At 63.3% G+C, this 18,910-nt stretch carries 17 protein-coding genes; 8 read left to right on the forward strand and 9 right to left on the reverse strand.

The window, feature by feature from the left end; all coding sequences use genetic code 11:
• Positions 1–3: 3 nt before the first annotated feature.
• The 7 genes from rnpA to HMPREF2993_RS05200 are packed head-to-tail and all read left to right on the forward strand — an operon-like array spanning position 4 to position 4,793.
• A complete protein-coding gene (gene rnpA, locus HMPREF2993_RS05170) occupies positions 4–372 on the forward strand; it encodes a ribonuclease P protein component (RefSeq protein WP_046648702.1) in 369 nt (122 codons plus the stop codon).
• Positions 360–638, forward strand: coding sequence for a membrane protein insertion efficiency factor YidD (gene yidD / locus HMPREF2993_RS05175; RefSeq protein WP_175975006.1), 279 nt, complete (start codon positions 360–362; stop codon positions 636–638). The genes rnpA and yidD overlap by 13 nt, the downstream gene beginning before the upstream one ends.
• Before the next feature lie 9 nt (positions 639–647).
• Positions 648–1,637 carry a membrane protein insertase YidC gene (gene yidC, locus HMPREF2993_RS05180; RefSeq protein WP_049155646.1) on the forward strand — a complete coding sequence of 330 codons (990 nt, stop codon included), beginning with the start codon at positions 648–650 and terminating at the stop codon, positions 1,635–1,637.
• A 23-nt stretch (positions 1,638–1,660) separates the two neighbouring features.
• The gene (gene rsmG, locus HMPREF2993_RS05185; RefSeq protein WP_046648704.1) at positions 1,661–2,290 is read left to right on the forward strand and encodes a 16S rRNA (guanine(527)-N(7))-methyltransferase RsmG; all 630 of its coding nucleotides are present in this window, start codon (positions 1,661–1,663) and stop codon (positions 2,288–2,290) included.
• A 10-nt stretch (positions 2,291–2,300) separates the two neighbouring features.
• Positions 2,301–3,149, forward strand: a complete 849-nt coding sequence (locus HMPREF2993_RS05190) for a ParA family protein (RefSeq protein WP_046648705.1) — start codon at positions 2,301–2,303, stop codon at positions 3,147–3,149.
• Between the two features lie 6 nt (positions 3,150–3,155).
• A complete protein-coding gene (locus HMPREF2993_RS05195) occupies positions 3,156–4,211 on the forward strand; it encodes a ParB/RepB/Spo0J family partition protein (RefSeq protein ID WP_046648706.1) in 1,056 nt (351 codons plus the stop codon).
• 6 nt (positions 4,212–4,217) lie between these two features.
• Entirely contained in the window at positions 4,218–4,793 is a 576-nt protein-coding gene (locus HMPREF2993_RS05200) for a hypothetical protein (protein ID WP_046648707.1), read from the forward strand.
• Positions 4,794–4,798: 5 nt separating this feature from the next.
• Here HMPREF2993_RS05200 and HMPREF2993_RS05205 read toward each other — a convergent pair whose 3' ends face one another.
• The 9 genes from HMPREF2993_RS05205 to HMPREF2993_RS05245 all read right to left on the reverse strand — a co-directional run bounded on the left by HMPREF2993_RS05205 (position 4,799) and on the right by HMPREF2993_RS05245 (position 17,448).
• A complete protein-coding gene (locus tag HMPREF2993_RS05205; protein WP_070512899.1) occupies positions 4,799–5,983 on the reverse strand; it encodes an N-acetylmuramoyl-L-alanine amidase in 1,185 nt (394 codons plus the stop codon).
• 65 nt (positions 5,984–6,048) lie between these two features.
• On the reverse strand, positions 6,049–6,372 hold the full coding sequence (gene trxA / locus HMPREF2993_RS05210; protein WP_046648711.1) for a thioredoxin: 324 nt from the start codon (positions 6,370–6,372) through the stop codon (positions 6,049–6,051).
• Between the two features lie 7 nt (positions 6,373–6,379).
• The gene (gene trxB / locus HMPREF2993_RS05215; RefSeq protein ID WP_049155640.1) at positions 6,380–7,306 is read right to left on the reverse strand and encodes a thioredoxin-disulfide reductase; all 927 of its coding nucleotides are present in this window, start codon (positions 7,304–7,306) and stop codon (positions 6,380–6,382) included.
• Between the two features lie 54 nt (positions 7,307–7,360).
• Positions 7,361–7,903 (reverse strand): RNA polymerase sigma factor, encoded by a 543-nt coding sequence (locus tag HMPREF2993_RS05220; protein ID WP_049155637.1) that lies wholly within the window; start codon positions 7,901–7,903, stop codon positions 7,361–7,363.
• A gap of 138 nt (positions 7,904–8,041) precedes the next feature.
• Complete coding sequence (gene pepN, locus HMPREF2993_RS05225; RefSeq protein ID WP_070701396.1) at positions 8,042–10,552, reverse strand: aminopeptidase N; 2,511 nt, start codon at positions 10,550–10,552, stop codon at positions 8,042–8,044.
• A 158-nt stretch (positions 10,553–10,710) separates the two neighbouring features.
• Positions 10,711–11,244, reverse strand: coding sequence for a YceI family protein (locus HMPREF2993_RS05230; protein WP_070512907.1), 534 nt, complete (start codon positions 11,242–11,244; stop codon positions 10,711–10,713).
• 211 nt (positions 11,245–11,455) lie between these two features.
• Positions 11,456–14,698, reverse strand: a complete 3,243-nt coding sequence (gene murJ, locus HMPREF2993_RS05235) for a murein biosynthesis integral membrane protein MurJ (protein ID WP_070701398.1) — start codon at positions 14,696–14,698, stop codon at positions 11,456–11,458.
• A gap of 9 nt (positions 14,699–14,707) precedes the next feature.
• Positions 14,708–16,849, reverse strand: a complete 2,142-nt coding sequence (locus tag HMPREF2993_RS05240; protein ID WP_070547223.1) for a hypothetical protein — start codon at positions 16,847–16,849, stop codon at positions 14,708–14,710.
• Positions 16,846–17,448, reverse strand: a complete 603-nt coding sequence (locus HMPREF2993_RS05245) for an NUDIX hydrolase (RefSeq protein ID WP_046648718.1) — start codon at positions 17,446–17,448, stop codon at positions 16,846–16,848. Before HMPREF2993_RS05245 ends, HMPREF2993_RS05240 begins: the two co-directional genes overlap by 4 nt.
• A 28-nt stretch (positions 17,449–17,476) precedes the next feature.
• Between HMPREF2993_RS05245 and HMPREF2993_RS05250 the strand changes: the two genes are divergently transcribed.
• Positions 17,477–18,910, forward strand: a complete 1,434-nt coding sequence (locus HMPREF2993_RS05250; protein ID WP_046648719.1) for a CCA tRNA nucleotidyltransferase — start codon at positions 17,477–17,479, stop codon at positions 18,908–18,910.

Consider the following 18,910-nt stretch of genomic DNA (forward strand, 5'->3'; position numbering starts at 1 on the left):
TTCATGCTTCCAGCCCAGCACAAGCTCACGTCCCCGAGGCAGTTTCGGCGGACCATCAAGGGCGGGCGCCGGGCGGGCACGCGCACTGCCGTCGTGCATTTGCGCTTTAATGACGGTGAAGACGACATCGCGGCCACTGGGCCGCGGTTCGGCCTCATTGTGTCGAAAGCCGTCGGGAATGCCGTGGTTCGCCACCGCACCTCCCGGCGGCTTCGTCATGTGTGCATGTCGCTCATGCGCGATGGAGTCAACGGGAAAGCTTTACCCGCCAATGTCGACATCGTTATTCGTGCGCTGCCCGCCAGCAGCGAGGCCACCAGCCAGCGTCTTGAGCGTGATATCCGCAAAGCGTTAAGCACATGGGATATCTGAACTCCCAAGGCCAAGAGATCCCCGAAGCCCGCGGGTTCGGCAGGGTCTTGGTTTACGGGGTGCGCTTCTACCAAAAGCATGTGTCAGGCCTTAAGATGGTCTCCACCTGTCGTTTTGAACCGACGTGCAGTGCCTATGCCCTCGAAGCCATCTCCATCCATGGAGCCTTCAAGGGAACGGGCATGGCGCTCGCCAGGTTATGCAAGTGCGGTCCCTGGCACCCGGGTGGGTTTGATCCGGTACCGACCAAACAACAACTGAGGTAAACAACTCTCGTGCTTAATTTCATCTATTGGCCAATTTCAGCCGTCTTGTGGTTCTGGCATTGGCTCTTGAGCTTCGTCCTCGATTCCGCATGGGGCGGAACCTGGATCATCGCCATCGTCCTGCTGACGTGGACGCTCAAGGCCATCATGGTCAAGCCGACCATCACCCAGCTGCGCTCTTCACGCAAGATGCAGGAGATCCAGCCGCAAATCCAAGAGCTGCGCACCAAGTACGCCAATGACCAGACCAAGGCGGCGCAGGAGATGCAGCGCATCTACAAGGAAGCCGGCGTGCGTCCCGTGGCGGGCTGCCTGCCCATGTTCGCGCAGATCCCCATGTTCATTGGTCTCTTCCACGTGCTGCGTTCCTTCGACCGTACTGTGGCCGTCGCCGGTGGTATCGGGCACCCGGCCGGTGAGGCGATGTCAGAGGAAATGAACGCCTCCATCGCCAACTACATCTTCAAGCCCGAGCTGGTGAAGCAGTTCGTGGATGCGAAGATCTTCGGCGTGCCGCTGGTGGCCAACCTGAGCCTGAACTCCGGTCTGGAGATCGTTAAGGAAACCACCACCATGCAGGCGGCCGTTATTATCGTGCCGCTCATCGCCATCATTGCGGTGCTCACGCACTTCAACGCCCGCATGTCCCTCAACCGCCAGGAGGCACGCCGCGCCGCCGGCAAGACCGCTACCCCGCAGGGCCAGAACGCGGAAATGATGCAGCAGCAGATGGCCATGATGAACAAGATGATGCTGTGGTTCATGCCGGCCATGCTGGTCTTCTCCGGCTTCATTTGGCCCATCGGTCTGCTCTTCTACATGCTGGCTAACACCGTGTGGACCTTCTTCCAGACTCGCATCGTCTACGCCAAGATGGACCGCGAGGAAGAAGAAGAGGCAGCCGCCAAGGCTGAGCTCAAGCGCACCTCCGCGCCGAAGCCGGGTGCACGCAAGAAGGACAATCGCTCCAAGAAGCAGCGCCGCAAGAACAATAACTAGAAATTAACCCAGGAGTTTTCACAGTGACTGAATCTGTGTCCGACACTGTGCCACTGGACCCGTCTGACGTCTTCGGATCGCGTCTGCCGCTCGCGCAGAAGTATCACGATTCGCTCGCCACGGACGGGTCCACTCGTGGTTTTATTGGCCCCCGCGAGGTCCCGCGCCTGTGGGAACGCCACCTCATCAACTGTGCCGTGGTCGCGGAGGTGATGCCGCAGGGCGCCACGCTTATCGACGTCGGCAGTGGCGCCGGCCTGCCCGGCATCCCGCTTGCCATCGCGCGCCCTGACCTGAAGATCACCCTCATCGAGCCGTTGCTCAAGCGCTCGACCTACCTCAACGAGGTCGTCGACCTGCTGGGTCTGGATAACGTCACCGTCATCCGCGGCCGCGCCGAGGAAGGCCCCGTGAAAAAGCAGGTGCAGGGCGCCGACATCGTGACCTCCCGCGCGGTGGCCCCGCTGGGCAAGCTGGCCAAGTGGTCCTTGCCGCTGGTGCGTAAAGGCGGCGAGATGATCGCTCTCAAGGGCTCCTCAGTGCATGAGGAGCTGGAGCGCGACGCTGCCGATATCAAGCGCGCGGGTGGCGGAAAAGCCGAGGTCATGACCATCCACGGCACCACGATTATCCGTGTCCCGCGCGTGAACTAAAGTAGACGGCATGACTCATCCTCGTCTTATCACCATCGCGAACCAGAAGGGTGGCGTGGGTAAAACCACCTCCGCCGTCAACCTTGCCGCCGCGCTCGCTGAGGCCGGCAAGAAGGTCTTGGTGATCGACTTGGACCCGCAGGGCAACGCCTCCACCGCGGTAGGCGCGGAGCATACCTCCGGCACCAAATCCAGCTATGAGGTCCTTTTGGGTGACTGCAGCGCGGACGAAGCAATGCAGCACTGCCCCGACGATGAGAACCTCTACTGCATCCCGGCCACCATTGATCTGGCCGGCGCTGAGATCGAAATGGTTTCTCTGGTCCGCCGCGAGTTCCGCCTTTATGACGCCCTGCACAACGGTTTTCTTGAGGAGCACGGCTTCGACTACGTCTTCATCGACTGCCCGCCCTCCCTGGGCCTGCTGACCATCAATGCGATGACGTGTGCGGAGGAAGTCATCATCCCCATCCAGTGCGAGTACTACGCGCTGGAGGGCGTGGGCCAGCTGTTGGGCAATATTTCCATGATCCGTGAACACCTCAACGAGGACCTCCACATCTCCGGCGTGCTGCTCACCATGTTCGATGCCCGCACCAAGCTGGCTGAGCAGGTGGCCAACGAGGTGCGTGAGCAATTCGGCGCCGTCGTTTTGGGCAACGTCATCCCGCGTTCCGTGCGCGTTTCGGAGGCGCCGGGCTATGGTAAGACGGTTATCGCTTATGACCCGTCGTCGACAGGCGCCCGCGCCTACTCCGCCGCCGCACGCGAGCTGGACAAGCGCGGAGACTACACGCCGCACCCCACCACGGGTGCCATCGGCGTGAGCCCAGAGATTTTCGCGGAATTGGAAGGATAGGACACCATGGCAGATAAGAAGGCAGACCAGAAGCCGGAGCAGCGCCAGGGCGGACTAGGCAAGGGACTGGCCGCTCTCATTCCGTCTGGCCCGGGTGCTCCCTCCCGCAAGCCGCGTCTTGGGGATTCGGCGGCTGACATTATCCTCGGCGCTTCGACCGGCGGGGCTCAGGGCTCTGCGGCAAAGAAGGTGCAGGGTGCGCCGACCATCCAGCAGTCCACTGGCTCGAAGAAGCGGCAGGCGAAACCTTCGGTGATTGGCGCGACGTACCGCGAGATCTCCGTCGGGGACATCATGCCGAACCCGAAGCAGCCGCGTTCTGTCTTCGACGAAGATGAGCTGGCGGAGCTGGTCCACTCGATCAAGGAGTTCGGCCTGCTGCAACCGGTCGTTGTGCGCCCCGCTGAGGAAGGCGGCTTCGAGCTCATCATGGGTGAGCGCCGCTGGCGCGCCTCCTCCAAGGCGGGCCTGGCCACCATCCCGGCCATTGTGCGCGATACCAAGGATGATGATCTGCTGCGGGATGCGCTTCTGGAGAACATCCACCGCGTGCAGCTCAACCCGCTGGAAGAGGCCCACGCCTACCAGCAGCTGCTGGAGGAATTCGGCGTGACCCAGAACGAGCTGGCTGATCGCATCGGCCGCTCCCGCCCGCAGGTGACCAACATGATTCGCCTACTGAAGCTGCCAGTCAGCGTGCAGAAGCGCGTCGCCGCGGGCACCTTGTCCGGTGGCCATGCCCGCGCGTTGCTGGGCCTGCCGGATGCCGAGGCCATGGAGCTCATTGCCAACCGCATCGTGGCCGAGGGCCTGTCCGTGCGCGCCACGGAGGAAGCCGTCACCCTGTACAAGCGCGACGGCAAGCCGGCCGAGCCAAGCAAGAAGCCTGCCGCCCCGCAGCCGCAGTTCTTCACGGATTCCGCTGAGCGTCTGGCCGATCGCTTCGACACCAAGGTCACCGTCACCATGGGTAAGCGCAAGGGCAAGATGGTCGTCGAATTCGGCGACCAGGAAGATTTCGAGCGCATTTTGGCCCTCATTGAGGGCAAGGAAAGCAGCTAGCTGACCATGCTTGTCCAAGCCGTCAACGAAGGCGTTGCCATCAACCCCTTGGCGGCCCGATCCATCTTCTGGGAGCTGAAGACCACGGTCGCTGATCCGGCCTTCGAGAAGGAAGCATGGATCAGCTCCACGCTGCTGCGCTGCGGCGAGTGCGGGTTTACCGTGGGTGATGAAGCCACCGTGTTCTTCTGCCCGCCCGATCTTGCCCCCGGTGCCGCAAAGCTGCCCACCTCCCCTGTTTCGGAGGACGCGGTGCTGGTGTCCTCCCTGTTCGTGAAGTCGCACCGTGCGGCGAAGGGCTTGGAGGCAGTGCTTCTCGATGCCACCATCATGCACCTCACCTCCCGCGAAGCCAGCGCCGTTGAGGCCTTTGGTTACCGCGATGCCCGCGCCGCCGAGAATCTTTTGCGGGATAAGCCCGGCCGTATCGGCCTACTACCGGTAGAAACGCTGGAATCCGCCGGTTTCAGGGTGGAGCGCGATCACCCCATCACGCCGCGCCTGCGCCTCGAGCTGCCGCCTGCCTTCGATCTGCTGACCGCAGCCGCCGTGGAAGACCTCCTCGCCCGCGCCTTGGCCTAAGCCCGTTAGGAAGAGCGCTCCGCGCGCAGGAGCTCGTCGAAGCGGTACGTGCCGGTCACGGCGGTGTCGTCGTCGAGGAGGTAGAGGCGCTTGACGGAGACAACGATGGCCTCGGCGATGTCATCGCGGCACTCTGGGTTAGTCAGAATCGCCACGTCCTTCGGGCTGGTCAGGTAACCCAGAACTACCTGCACCACCGGCATCTGCGTCAAGCGCAGCAGCGCCCACGTGCGGCCGTGGTTGCGGCAGTTGCCCAGCTCGGTACGGGCAACGATTTCGCGCTGGATGAAGCCGGAGAGCGTCTCCCCAATGAGGGAGGAATTGCCGGACTCAGAACCGAAGTAGAAGGTGGCTACGCCATTGGCTTTTTCCGTGGGGTACTCATCGCAGGCGAGTGAAATGACCAAGTCAGCGCCAAAGGCATTGGCGATGTCGGCGCGATCGTGGATGGAGGGATCATCGGTACGCGGGCGGGAGATGATGGTCTCCATGCCGGCGGCAATCATGCGGCCGGCGACGCGCTCGGCTAGATCCCAGAGGATCTCTTCTTCCGTGATGTCGCCATAGCGGCCCTTGACCGTGCGGCCCTTGTTGAAGCCGCCGAGGCTGGGGTCGATCACCACGCGCTTGCCCGCCAACTTGGGTCCCGCGTTGCGCACGCGCTCGCGCTCTTGGATATTGTGCGCCGAGCCACCGGTGATCCGCCGACCCAGCAGATTGAGCGCGTTGATGGTGGCCGGGCCGCAAATGCCATCGCTGCGCAGGCCGGAGTTCAGTTGGTATTCCGCCAGCGCCGCGTAGGTGCGGGCCCCAAAATGGCCATCGATGCGTTCTTGGTAGAAGCCGAGTTCCTGGAGCTGTTGCTGCAGCTGGGATACATCATCTCCCACCTGCACGTTGCCCGGTTCATAAGCCAGTACCCGCGCGCCTAAGGTGTAGGAAGCCTGACGCAGCTCACGCAAAGTAAGGTCATCAATATCGCCGCTGGGCACGATGCCGCGGGATTGCTGGAAGGCTTTGAGCACTTGCGCCAGCTCGTTATCAAAGTACTTATCGGCTTCGGAATACTTCTGCTTCTTCCAGTCGGACAAGGTCCCCTGGTAGTCAGTCATCAGGCCGAGGCGGGCAAGGGTTGCGCGTGCTTCGGCGACCCGAACGCTCTGGTCACCTACACGTAAAACGCGGTTCACACCTACCCCTTTCGTGATCAAGGAGGCGCACCTTAGTGCGCCGTCAACGAGTTAAAGACTACCAGTTAGAGCTGCTTCTTTACCTGTGCCACGATGTCGGCCTTAGAACGCAGGCCAACGAACTCATCGACCTTCTCGCCGTTCTTGAAAATCAGGACGGAGGGAATGGACATGATCTGGAACATGGCACCCAAAGTGCGCTCTTCATCCACGTTGACCTTGACCACGGAGACGTCATCACCGAGCTCCTCGGCGACCTCCTCGAGGATCGGGGACAGCTTCTTGCACGGCCCACACCATTCGGCCCAGAAGTCCACGACGACGGGCTTGCCTGCCTCCACGACGTCGGCGCGGAAGGAATCAGTAGTGACGTTTTTAATGTTGCTCATGTGATCACTAACGGTTCTCGGCGAGGAAATGTTCCGCATCAATGGCCGCGCGGCAGCCGGAGCCCGCAGCGGTGATGGCCTGCTGGTAGTGGTCATCCACCAAGTCACCACAGGCAAAGACACCTGGCAGCGAGGTCTTGGTGGACGGCTGCTCTACCACCACGTAGCCAGCTTCATCGGTCTCTACCTGGCCGTTAAGGAAGCCGGAGCGCGGATCGTGGCCAATGGCCACGAACATGGCGGTCAGGTCGAGTTCACTGGTCTCACCGGTCAGCACGTTTTTTACCTCGAGGGCACCGACCTTGCCATCCTTCTCCAGGACGCGCTCGACGGTGGTGTTGGTCAGCCACTTAATCTTTGGATTGTCCTTGGCGCGCTCCAGCATGATCTTGGAGGCGCGGAAGTTCTCCGAGCGGTGAATAATGGTGACGGTCTCGGCGAACTTGGTGAGGAAGGTAGCCTCCTCCATGGCGGAATCGCCGCCGCCGACGACGGCGATGTTGTGGTCCTTGAAGAAGAAGCCATCGCAGGTGGCACACGCGGACACGCCGCGGCCGGTCAGCTCCGATTCGCCCGGAATACCCAGGTAGCGCGGAGCGGCACCGGTAGCGAGGATGACAGCGCGGGCTTCATAAACCTCGTCGCCCACGTGCAGCTTCTTCACCTCGCCTTCGAGCTCGACGGAATCTACGACTTCCATGCGCAGGTCGGCACCGAAGCGGATGGCCTGGGCGCGCATCTCTTCCATGAGCTCAGGGCCCATGATTCCCTTCTGGAAGCCCGGGTAGTTCTCTACCTCGGTGGTGTTCATGAGTTCGCCACCGTATTCAAAGCCCTCGAAGACGATGGGATTGAGCTCGGCGCGTGCTGCGTAGAGCGCTGCGGTGTAGCCGGCGGGGCCGGAGCCGACGATGGCGACATCGTGGATAGTCACTAAAAACTCCCTTGAAACGATAATTTTTAAGTAAGACTCAGATTCTACTCGCCCTCAGTCTATCGCCGCACGCAACACTTGCCGAGCCCGGGCTCGGCGCGACTTCACCGTGCCCGGCGCAACCCCCTGCACCTTGGCCACGGTATCGATGGGATAGCCAGCCACGTCGGTGAGGTACAGCGCCTCGCGCTGGTCCTCGCGCAAGGTTTCCATCGCTTGGGCCACCGTGATGCGTTCCGCCAGGTTTTCGCTGGGGTTGTGTGCGAGCGCATAGTTGCGGTCATCCTCAATGATCTCCGCATCCAGGGATGCGTTCTCTCGGTTCGATCGGTGGTTGAGGAAGTCATAGCCGGAGTTCATCACCAGCCGGTGCAGCCACGTACTCAGGGTGGCATCGTGTCGGTAGGAGGCCATATTGCAGCTGGCCTTGAGCAGGGCCTCCTGCACGATGTCCTGCGCATCATCATCGTTGCGTGTGTAGCGCCGCGCCATGGCGGTCAGGCGCGCGCGGTGCTTCTCGACGATTGCCGAAAAAGCCTTAGTATCTCCGCCAATGAAGGCGTCGACGAGTTCACGATCGGTCGGCTGTGCTGACACTAAGAATTCCCCCGGAAACTTGAGCAATGACATTTGGGTCAACACAGCCCCCAGCCGAAGCCGATGGTTTGTGATTGTCCCCCCGTTAATGTGTCTGCGAGTTTACGGGAAGATTCTTCTGTCCGCTACGCGAAGCGCTTATTGCGCGGCACGGACGCGTTGCGCGCGACGCAGCGCATCCTGGCATTCCAGCAGCACGCGGCGCAGCGCACGTGGGCGCTCGGTGGCCAGGAACTCGCTGGTGGCGGCGTCGGCCATTGCGAGATCCGGGTAGAGCCCGCGCACGAGGCGGTTGGCAATTTCGATGGGGTGCTCCTCCCAGAGCTTGGCCAGAGAATCGAAATACTCCTGGGCAAAGGCCTCGGTGAGGTGGGCCGAGCGCGGCGCGTTGAACGCCGCGAGCAGGGAATCCACCTCCGCGTTGGAGTACTTACCCGGCGTGCGCACGAGGTCGAAGACTTCGCGCTTGAGCTCGGCAGACGGGAAGGCGTGGGAGGCGCCCAGGTAGGCGGCGGCACCGGTGAGCGTGTTATCGCGCTCCTTCTCCGCCTCGAGCTCCTCGGCGCTGACGGCATCGCGGGCGGCCAGCGCGCGCAGGATGGCCCAGCGGATATCCGGGTCGAGGGCGAGGCCGTCGAGGGAGCCGTCGAGAAGCGCGCGCAGGCGCTGCGTGCCGGACTCCGTCGGGGTGGCGGCAAGTGCCTGGATGGCGGCGCGGGCGACGGTGAGCTGTGCGTCGGAGCCTGCCGGTGCTTGCTGCAGCACCTCCCACAGGCGCTCGGCGTAGTCGGCGCGAATCTCCTCGCGAGCCTCCTCGCCCACAAAGTGGTTGATGGCATAGCCTGCATTGGCAAAGGCGGTGGTCAGCAGCGTCGGGTTGGACTCCGCCGGGGCGTGCTTCAGCACGGTGTCGAGGTAGGAGCGCACCGGCCACTCGCCATCGCGGGTGAGGTTCCACAGGGAGGTCCAGATAACCGCGCGGGAGAGCTCATCCGGAACTTCAGACAGGCGCGTGCGAATGGTCTCCAAGGAGGTCTCGTCGAAGCGGACCTTGGCGTAGGTGTGGTCGCCGTCGTTCAGCAGCAGCAACGCCGGCGCCTGAAGTCCAGAAGCCTCGTCGAGGATGGTGCGCTCGCCCTCCAGATCGACGTCAAGGGTGGCGTATTTGTTCAGGGAGTCATCGAATAGCGTCACGTTGAGGCGGTGCGGGCGCGTGGTGTCTTCGGCCTCGACCACGATGGCGAGCTCGTGGATCTTATCGCCGTCGGTGTGAAGCTCCGGGGTGAGTGTATCCGGACCCCATGTGCGCAGCCAGGCGGTGGACCAGGCATCGAGGTCGCGGTCGGTGTGCTTCTTCAGGGCCTTGAGGAGGTCGTCGAAGGTGGCTGCGCCAAAGGCGTGCTCCTGGAAGTAGTCGCGCGCGCCGGCGTAGAAGTTCTCGCGGCCCACGTAGTGCACCAGCTGCTTGAGCACCGCCGCGCCCTTGGCATAAGTAATGCCGTCGAAGTTCTGGCGCGCGGCATCCACGTCTGGGATCTCGGCCTTGATCGGGTGCGTGGTGGGCAGCTGATCCTGCAGGTAGGCCCAGTTCTTGCGCTGACCGGCGAAGTTGACCCAGGCCTCGGTGTAGTCGGTGGCGTGCACCGAGGAGTCCGCGCCCATGAATTCCGCGAAGGACTCCTTGAGCCACAGGTCATCCCACCACTGCGGGGTGACTAGGTCTCCGAACCACATGTGCGACATCTCGTGCAGGATCGTATTCGTGCGCCCGGCATGCTGCGCGCGGGTGGCGGCGGAACGGAAGAGGTAATGCTCCGTAAAGGTCACCAGGCCGGGGTTCTCCATCGCACCCAGGTTGTACTCCGGAACGAAGATGGAATCGTACTTGCCCCACGGGTACGGGTAGCCGTAGTTGCTGTGGAAGAAGTCCATGCCCTGCGCGGTGACCTGCAGGATCTCATCATCCAGGTACTCCACCATGGAGGCGCGGGCAAAGGCGCGCAGCTCCACTTCCAAGGACCCATCGGGTGCGGTCCAGGTGCTGTGCTTCTCGACGTACGGCCCCGCCGCAAACGCCGTCAAATACGTCGACAGCAGAGGCGTCGGCGCGAAGTGCGCTACTTCCCTGCCCTCGGTCTTCTCGCGGCCAACCTCCGGCTGGTTGCTGAGCAGCTGCCAGCCTTCCGGGCCGGTGAGGTGCACCTCGTAGCTGGCCTTGAGATCCGGCTGGTCAAAGCAGGGGAAGATGCGGCGGGCATCAGATGGCTCGAGGTGCGAGTAGAGGTACGTGGTGTCATCGGCTTGGTCGTGCATGCGGTGCAGACCCTGGCCGGTGCGGGAGTAATAGGAGGAGCCGGTGATTTCTACGGTGAGCTCCTTCCCCACCGGAAGATTGCTCAGGTACACCCGTCCGCCGTCGAAGGTGTTCTCTACCTCCTCGCCGTTGACGCGCACTGAGTGCACGGCCTTGCCCAGGTAGTCCACGAAGGTCTCGGGTTCAGTGGTGGTGAATGTAATACGTGAGGTGACCTCGTAGGAATCAGCGTCGGTTGGTGCGCTCGTGACGTCGAGGTGCAACTCGTAGGTGCTCAGGCGCAGCGCGGCGCTGCGTGCGGAAGCTTCTGCATGGGTGAGGTTTTCGGTAGTCATGCGCTACATCTTAAACGTCGCTGCGGTGCGTATCACAGGTAAGCTGCTCAAAGTTGTTTCAAACAACTCCGCAAAAACTGTTGCCCGTAGTGCCGAAATGGGCACTACGGGCAACAACTTAGAACTACTTCCTACGGTGAGGTTTCGCGCTTTATGGCTTACTGCTTAATCGCAGAAACCTCGAGCTCGATCTTGATCTCCTCGGAGACCAGCACGCCGCCGGTCTTCAGCGGGGCGTTGAAGTCGATGCCGAAGTCGAGGCGGTTAATGGAGGTCTTGGCCTCGAAGCCCAGGCGAGTGTTGCCGAAGGGATCCTCGGCGACGCCGGCCTCGTCTACCTTGAAGTCGACAGACTTGGTGGTGCCCTTGATGGTGAGGTCACCGGTGACGGTGCCCTCGCCTGCCTCGTTAACGTCGAACTTAGTCGCGGTGAAGGTCATCTCTGGGAACTTCTCAACGTCGAAGAAGTCCTCGCCCTTCACGTGGGCATCGCGGTCAGCGCTCTTGGTGTCGATGGACGCGGTCTTCACCGTGGCGGTGGCGGCGGAGTCAGCAATGTTCTCCCCTACGGTCAGGGTGCCGTCGAACTCGTTGAAATTGCCGCGCACCTTGGTGATCATGGCGTGGCGGGCGACAAAGCCGATGGTGGTGTGTGCCGGGTCCAGTGCGTACGTTCCTGCAGTGATAGTCATGGGGGTTCCTCAGTTCTCTAGTTTGTTGACGTGACAACAACAATTATACGCCCCTCCCCTTATCTGTCAAGGGAAGAGAGCGCAAGAACTACAAAGCCCCAGACCTGCAACCCGAAACCTGCAGGTGGGCGTCGTCAAGCGCGTTGCACATCTGAGTCAGCGAGCAGGGAGTTGCGGGATCGAGGTCTGGGGAAATGCGTGAGGAGGTGCGTTAGTTGGTGGGGATGCCCACCAGGGTGGCCTCCTCTAGCGTGACGGAACCGGACTTGGGCATGTCAGTGAAGAGGATGAGGGCGCCGTCGAAGGCCGCCGACTTCTTCTTCAGCTCGATGTCCTGGCGCGCGCTGGTCAGGGTGCCGTGCGCGAGTTCGGTGAGCGTGCCGGATTCCGGATCCGTGGGATCGAAATCCTTGGTATCCACCCCGTAGACCACGTACTTCGCACCGATGGAATCCTCCTGCTTTAGCGGTAGCACGTGCAGCTGCGTGGGCTTGTCAATGCTGAGCAGAAGTCCGGATTCTGCTTCCTTCGTGGTCCACTCGCCGGTGACCTCCTTGCCCTCCGGAACGGACGTGCTCTTGACGTCCTTGAACAGCACCGGCGGGACGTTGGGGAACGTGGCCTCTGTTGAGGCTTCGCTCTTGGTCACCACCGGGGAAGTCTTCTCGTTACCCACCTGGGAGAGGATCCACACGCTCAGCGCGGCCATCGCCACGACGAAGAGGGTGGCAAGAACGCCCAGCACGATGGTGCCGGAGCCCGAGTAGCCGCGGCCGCCGAAGCCCGGTGCGGGGCTCGGATCCTCCTTGCGCGGGGTTTCCTCCACTGGAACCTGGAGGGTTTCCTCGCCCTCTTCGCCATCGCCGGCGAAGGCCGCCAGGCGGTGAGCGATGTCCTCGAGATCGGAGTCCTCGCCCTCTTCGGCATCGGCGGCAATCTCCTGCAGCACCTCCGGGGTGGGCTTGGTGGACTCCACGAGGAGCGAGATGGCGGAGGACAGCGCCGAGCGGTCCGTCTCCTCATCGTTGCTGTGCAGTACCGCGGGGAAGGCCAGCGTGGCAACGCCCTCGGTGGAAATGCGGATGCGGTTGCGGTTCTCAATACCCAGCACGAGGTCCGCCGCGTGGGCGGCGGCCGTGGTGCGCACCAGCGGTACCAAGGCGTGGGCCACGGCGCGCGGATCGAGGTCCTTGTCTTCCGACACCGTCTTCAACGAGGTGCCCTCGACCCAGTCCGCCACGACGAGGCAGCCCTGGCGGTAGGACAGGATATCGATGTTCTCCGCCACGGCATCCAGCTCCATTTCCGCCAGGCGGCGCGTGGCGCGGGAGACCTCGGCGGAGCGGCGGGCGGCCACGGCCGGGGTGGCCGGAGCCATCGGTGCCTCGCCCGTGGTATCCACGAAGGTCAGCGATACCAGGCGTCCGGTGGCCTGCTCGCGGGCCTTCCAGAAGCGGGTACCCGGGGCGGAGCCATAATCCTTGAGCAGGCGGAAGCGGCCATCGGAGACTGGGGCACCCGGTACCAGGCGCGGGCCGCGGACGATACCGGCAGACATCGGCGGCGGCACCGGCGAGGAGTTGAAGGCATCCACGCTGAAGATGGGCTGGAACTCCAGCTGCTCCGGGGCTTCGACCTCGATGGCCTCTGCATGCTCGATCTTGATGATGCGGGACATACCCGGAATGCGCTGCAGCTGGCGGCCAAGGTTGATGACTTCCGGTAGGCCCGAACGCGAGAGCACGATGCCGGTCACGATCACGAAGACCAGGCCCACGACGGCCAGCTTGAGTAGGTACACAAACGGCGGAACCTCGGCCGGGAGCACGAAGTTGATGCCGTAGTTGAAGGCGTAAGCAACGACCAGGCCCACGATGGAGGCCAGCACTGACCACACGGTGGTGGCGATGACCGCGCGGCCACCCAGGCTGCCCAGCTTGCGCTTGAGCAGGAAGCCGCCGATGACCGCGCCAGCCACGAAGCCGAAGCCGTTGGCCGTACCGAGCAGGATGACCACGCGCTCCGGGGAGTCCGCCACGTGCGGGGCCAGCAGGGAGAGCACCACCTTGGTCAGCGTGATGCCGGCGATGATGAAGGTGGGGGTCCACGCTTCCTCACGCGCGTAGAACACGCGCAGGTGTAGCAGCACCAAGGCATAGGGGATCAGGGTAAAAGCGGAGAAGCTCAGCGTGAGGCCGAGCAGCTCGGCCGCGTCGGCGTCGAAGGCGCCGTACTGGAAAAGGCCGCGGGCAATCGGGATGCCGAAGCCCGTCATGAAGATGACGATCGGAATCAGGGCGATAAACGTCAGCTTCGTGCCCAGCGTGAGATCCCGAACCACGGCCTTGACGTCACCGTCCGCGGCGTTGCGGGACAGGCGCGGCATAATCGCGGTCAGCAGGGTGACACCAATGACGCCGTAGGGCACCTGCAGAAGCAGCCAGGCCTGTTGGTAGGTAAAGGGCGCGCCTTTATCGGCATGCGCCGCCACGCGGGAGGTGATGACGTAACCCAGCTGGGAAATCGCCACATAGGCCACGATGGCCAACGCCATCCCACCGAACTGTTTGAGCCGGTCATCCAAGCCCCAGAGCGGCTTGAGGTTAATGCCCGCCTTCTTGAGGTAGGGGAAGAGAATGAGGCACTGCACCAGGACGCCCGCCGTGGTACCAAGCGCCAAGAGCAGCACGTGCCCGTCCGTGATCGGCGAGGGCGCATTGGGATGTAGGCTGCCCGGCACCAGCTGATAGGCCACGAGCACCGAGATCGAGATGATGTTATTGACCACCGGCGCCCACGCACCCGGCCCGAAGATGTTCTTGGTGTTGAGCACCGCTTGGAAGAGCGCGAAGAGCCCGTAGAAGAAGATCTGCGGTAGCAGCAAATAGGCAAAGGAGGTGGCCTGCACGGCGTTGACCTTGCCGTCCTCCGGCAACATCATGCGCGTGAGCTGCGGGGCAAAGATGCAGGAGAGCACCGTGATCGTCGCCAGCAGGGAGAAGGCCAGCGTGAAGAGGCGGCGGACGAAGGCCTCGCCGCGGTCGGAGTCTTCCTTCTCCGCGCGCACGAGCACGGGCACGACGAGCGAGGTGAGCACCGCGCCCAGCACGATCTCCGTGATGAGGTTGGGCAGCTGGTTCGCAGTGGTGAAAGCGGAAGAAATGGCCGGGCCCAGCGAAGAGCCAATGAGCACGTTGCGGATGAAACCCGTGATGCGGGAGATCATCGTCGCGATGGCCATCGAACCGGTGGCGCGCACAACGGCGCGGTCGGAGTTCTCTTCGCCGGGGGACTCACTCGGGGCCGAGGCAGACTTGCCCTTCAGTCCCGAACGGTCCTCGAGTTCGTCGTCGACAGCAACGACGCCACTCGGCGCGCGCTTTTCCGGGACCGGTGCCGGCGGCGAGGGCGTGACAATGCGTCGACGGGCACCAGACATAGGTTCATGTGTCATAGAGAAAAACTATCCGTGAGACTTCTTTTTCTTCCGCTTACCTAGCCGGAACAGGGCGGCAAGGACGAGGGCGAGCGCGGCGATCGCGCCGACTCCATAGACGCTAACGATACCGGCACGCGTCTGCACCGTAATGTCGATTGGATCCGAAATGAGGTGCTCAGATGGTGTTGCTAGCCACAGGCGCAGCGACATCTGGTCAACGTCGCTCGGCAGGTCAGCGGTCATGGACACGGTAATGGATCCCTTGGCCGGTATGTGAATCAAGTCCTGCGTGTTCAAGGTGGCGCCGTCGGGGGCGTCGTAGGCCAAGTGGGCGTCGACAGGCAGCGGCAGGCCGTTCTCCGCCACGATGAGCAGCGGCGATGACTCCGAAACGCGAGTGTAGACGTTGCCCGGCGGGATGAGGGAGACGGAGGCGCGGAGCTCGCGCAGCATATTCGCGTTCTTCTCCAGTCGCGTGCGGCTCTGCTTCACCGAGGGCGTGAAACCGTGCAGGCTGGAGCGGTCGGTAGCGCTCAGCGCCGTGAGCAGATCGTGGCGCAGGGGCGCCGTGAAGCTATAGCGCGTCATGGCGATGCCCGGATCATTAACCATAATGGACATCAGCTCGTCGGTATAGCGCGCCTGCTGTGTCACCTGCGTGATCTCGGCGTCGTGAAAGGCCGCGGGATCTGGATACGGGCTGCCGGGGGTACCGCTGCCCTCCTCCACATCTAGCGCGGTGACGGGGCGCGGCTGGAGGCGCCCAGAATCAAGGAGCCTCTGCGCTGCTTCCATCACCGCGCGCGCGGCCGCAGGGTCTTGGTAGTTCGGCAACTTGGCTACGGTCTCCTCTTGCGCGGACGCCACGCTTATCGACGCCCCCGCCGTCAGCGCCCGCGCCTGCTCCGAATCCATGGAAAAGTCATAGCGCAGCTCCGGGTTGGAGTACCCGGTGGTCTGCGGTTTCGAGCCGGTTTGGGCTAAGAGTGCGCCTAGGGAAGCATCGAAGGTGGCGGCCTTGCCTGCCCATTCGGAGTTATCCGCTACCAGCAGCGGGACGGGCATTGCGTGCTCGCTTGTCCCGGAGGCCGGCGCGGTCAGATGCGTGCTGAGCGGGGCGCCGAGGATGCGCTCGATGGTGGCCGCGCCCTGCTCGACGGCCTCGTGGGTGAGCCACTCGTTTCCTACTTTGGCGACGGCGTCGGTATCCGCGTTGGCCCATGGCATGAGCATGCGGCAGTCCACCTTCTTGAGCTTCTCTAGCCACGCGGCGGCGTCTTGGGCACCCGCGCCCGGTTCACCGCGATCGGAATCGGACTGGGTGAACCAGGAGTCGCGCAGGCGGGTGGGGCGTTTGGCGATAGATGGGCGGGTCTCGTTGACGGTGTAGCCGGCGGACATGCGGTCGGCGGCGTCGACAAGCGCGGGGTCCAAGGCCACGCAGCCGGAGCCGTGCAGATCATGCTTCAGGTAGGCATCGAGCAGCTGATCGAGGCGCCCGCCCGGCGAGAGCTGCTCTGCCAGCTGCTCGCTTTCTAAGATGAGCTCCTCGCCGCCGGTATCACCTGGAACCACGTCCACTTGGGCGGTGATGGGATAGACCAGGGAAAAGGAATGCTCGCCCTCCTCTTCGGCATCCGGCTCTTCTCCTTGGAAATCCAGGATCGTCCGCTCCTCCGCGAAACTGGCCGCTTGGCCGTCGCGGGTGCCGGTCAAGGTAAACAGGAGCGGGTACGCGCCGGGCTCCGTGATGGCCAGGGTCGAGTCCTCCCCCAGAGCGGTGGGCACCTTGACGGTGACGTCGCGGCTCTCCCCCGGTTGGAGCGTCCCTGCGCCGAGCGAGGCCCCATAATAAGGAAAGGATCCTGCGGCCAGCTCTTGGCGGGCCTGCGTAGTGGAGGTCACGGCAGTGCTGCGGCGGGAGGTGATCTGAAGATCATCAACGGCGCTCTCGGTTGGGTTGTGGATGCGCAGCTGCAGCTCCAGCGTCTCCCCTACCCGCGCCTCGCTCGCGCTGAGCAGGCTTAGCTCCAGCTCATCAGGTCCGCGGGAGCCGAGCCAGTAGTGGGAGTCGGTGATCCCAGTATCGAGGGTTTCCGCCTGGGCCACGGGGACGGTGCAGCCCACCGCCAAGGCCGCGATGGCCGCCGCTGCGCGCCAGCTCACCGCGGGGTCGCCTTTCCTTCGGCAGCTTCCTTTCGCGCGAGATCCGGAAGAAGGTCGTGGGCGATGCGCGCCAGCTTGCGCTCGTCGGCATAGGCCAGGTGCTCGATGAGCTCGGAGACCGGGATCCAGGACACCTCCGTGACCTCCGGGTCCTCGTCGTTCATGATGCCATCGACAAAACGCAGCAGGTGATGGTGCACGGTCTTGTGAATGCGCACGCCATCGGAGACGAACCAATAATCAATCATGCCCAGGTCCGCGAAGACCTCGCCGTGGATGCCGGTCTCCTCCCAGACCTCGCGCTCGGCGGTCAGCTCCTTGGCTTCGCCGTTTTCCACATGTCCCTTCGGCATGGACCACAGCAGGCGCCCGCGGCGGTCCAGCCTGCCGATGAGCGCCACATAGATCTGTGAGAGGTCTACGTTGCCGTCCTCGTCGACGGCCTCCGCCAATCCGGACACGACGAGTCCGCCCGCGGACGTCTCATCCCGCGTGGTCATGCGGTTGGTGGACGTGCGCTGGGGGCGTCCCGTGCGGTGGTTCCGGTGGCCCGCGCCCCGTCGGCGGCGGCGCTTGGACCCTGGCGTGTTCTTAGTCATCCCTGCTAATCGTAGTAGACTTCGATCCGTGAATTTTCAGGACACTCAGCTAATCGGCGTTCTCGCCCGCGCGGACGCCACCGTCGCCCGGCTCAGTGGCCTCTTAAGCGGCCTGGTGGAACGCTTTGCGCTTCACGACGCCCCCCTCTACCTCGTCGGCGGCTCCGTCCGCGACGCGCTGCTCGGCCGCCTGGGCAACGACCTCGACTTCACCACTCCGGCCCGGCCCGACGTGGTCTATTCCATTCTTGAGGAGTGGGCGGAGACGGTGTGGGATACCGGCATTGACTTCGGCACGGTCTCGGCGGCCTATAAGGGCCAGCAGATCGAGATCACTACGTTCCGCTCAGATAGCTATGACGGGCAGTCCCGCAACCCCGAGGTCATGTACGGCGATACCCTCGAGGGCGATCTCGTGCGCCGCGATTTCAAGGTCAACGCCATGGCCATCGAGCTGCGGCCCGACGGCACCCGCGAATTCCACGATCCGATGGGCGGTCTCGAGGACTTGGCGAATCGCATCCTCGATACCCCAGATGCGCCGGAGATTTCCTTCCACGATGATCCTCTCCGCATGCTCCGTGCTGCGCGTTTTGCGGCGCAGTTGGAGTTTGACGTCGCCCAGCGCGTGCGCGATGCCATGACCGACATGGCGGGCGAAATCCAGCGCATCACCGTGGAGCGCGTGCAGGTGGAGCTCAACAAGCTCATCTGCGGTGTCGCGCCGTGGAAGGGTATTGACCTGCTCGTTGACTCCGGGATTGCTGATTATGTTTTTCCGGAGATCCCGGCGTTGCGCATGGCTCCCGACGAGCACGCGCAGCACAAGGACGTGTACGCGCACTCGCTGACCGTACTGCGCCAAGCCATGGAGCAGGAGGAAGACGGTCCCGATCTCATTCTTCGGTGGGCCGCCCTGCTCCATGACATTGGCAAGCCGGATACCCGCGATACCACCGACGGCAAGGTGAGCTTCCACCACCACGAGGTGGTGGGCGCCAAGCTCACCCGTAAGCGCCTGCGCAAGTTGAAGTTCCCCAAGGCCACGACCGAGGACATCGGCCAGCTGGTCTACCTGCACATGCGCTTCCACGGTTTCGGAGATGGCCAGTGGACCGATTCCGCCGTGCGCCGCTACGTCACCGATGCCGGCGATCTCCTTCCGCGCCTGCACAAGCTCGTTCGCGCTGACTGCACCACCCGCAACGAACGCAAGGCCCGCCGCCTGCAGCGCACCTACGATCAGTTGGAGGAGCGCATCGCGGATATCGCCGCCAAGGAGGATCTTGCACGCGTGCGCCCGGATCTCGATGGCAACGAGATCATGGAGATCCTCGGCCTTGAACCCGGCCCCGAAGTGGGCCAGGCCTGGTCTTACCTCAAGGAGCTCCGCCTCGAAGAGGGGCCCCTCGAGCGCGAGGTGGCTATTGCGAAGCTGCGCGAGTGGTGGAATTCTAGATAG

The sequence above is a fragment of the Corynebacterium sp. HMSC068G04 genome (assembly GCF_001814885.1).
GTDB lineage: Bacteria > Actinomycetota > Actinomycetes > Mycobacteriales > Mycobacteriaceae > Corynebacterium > Corynebacterium hiratae.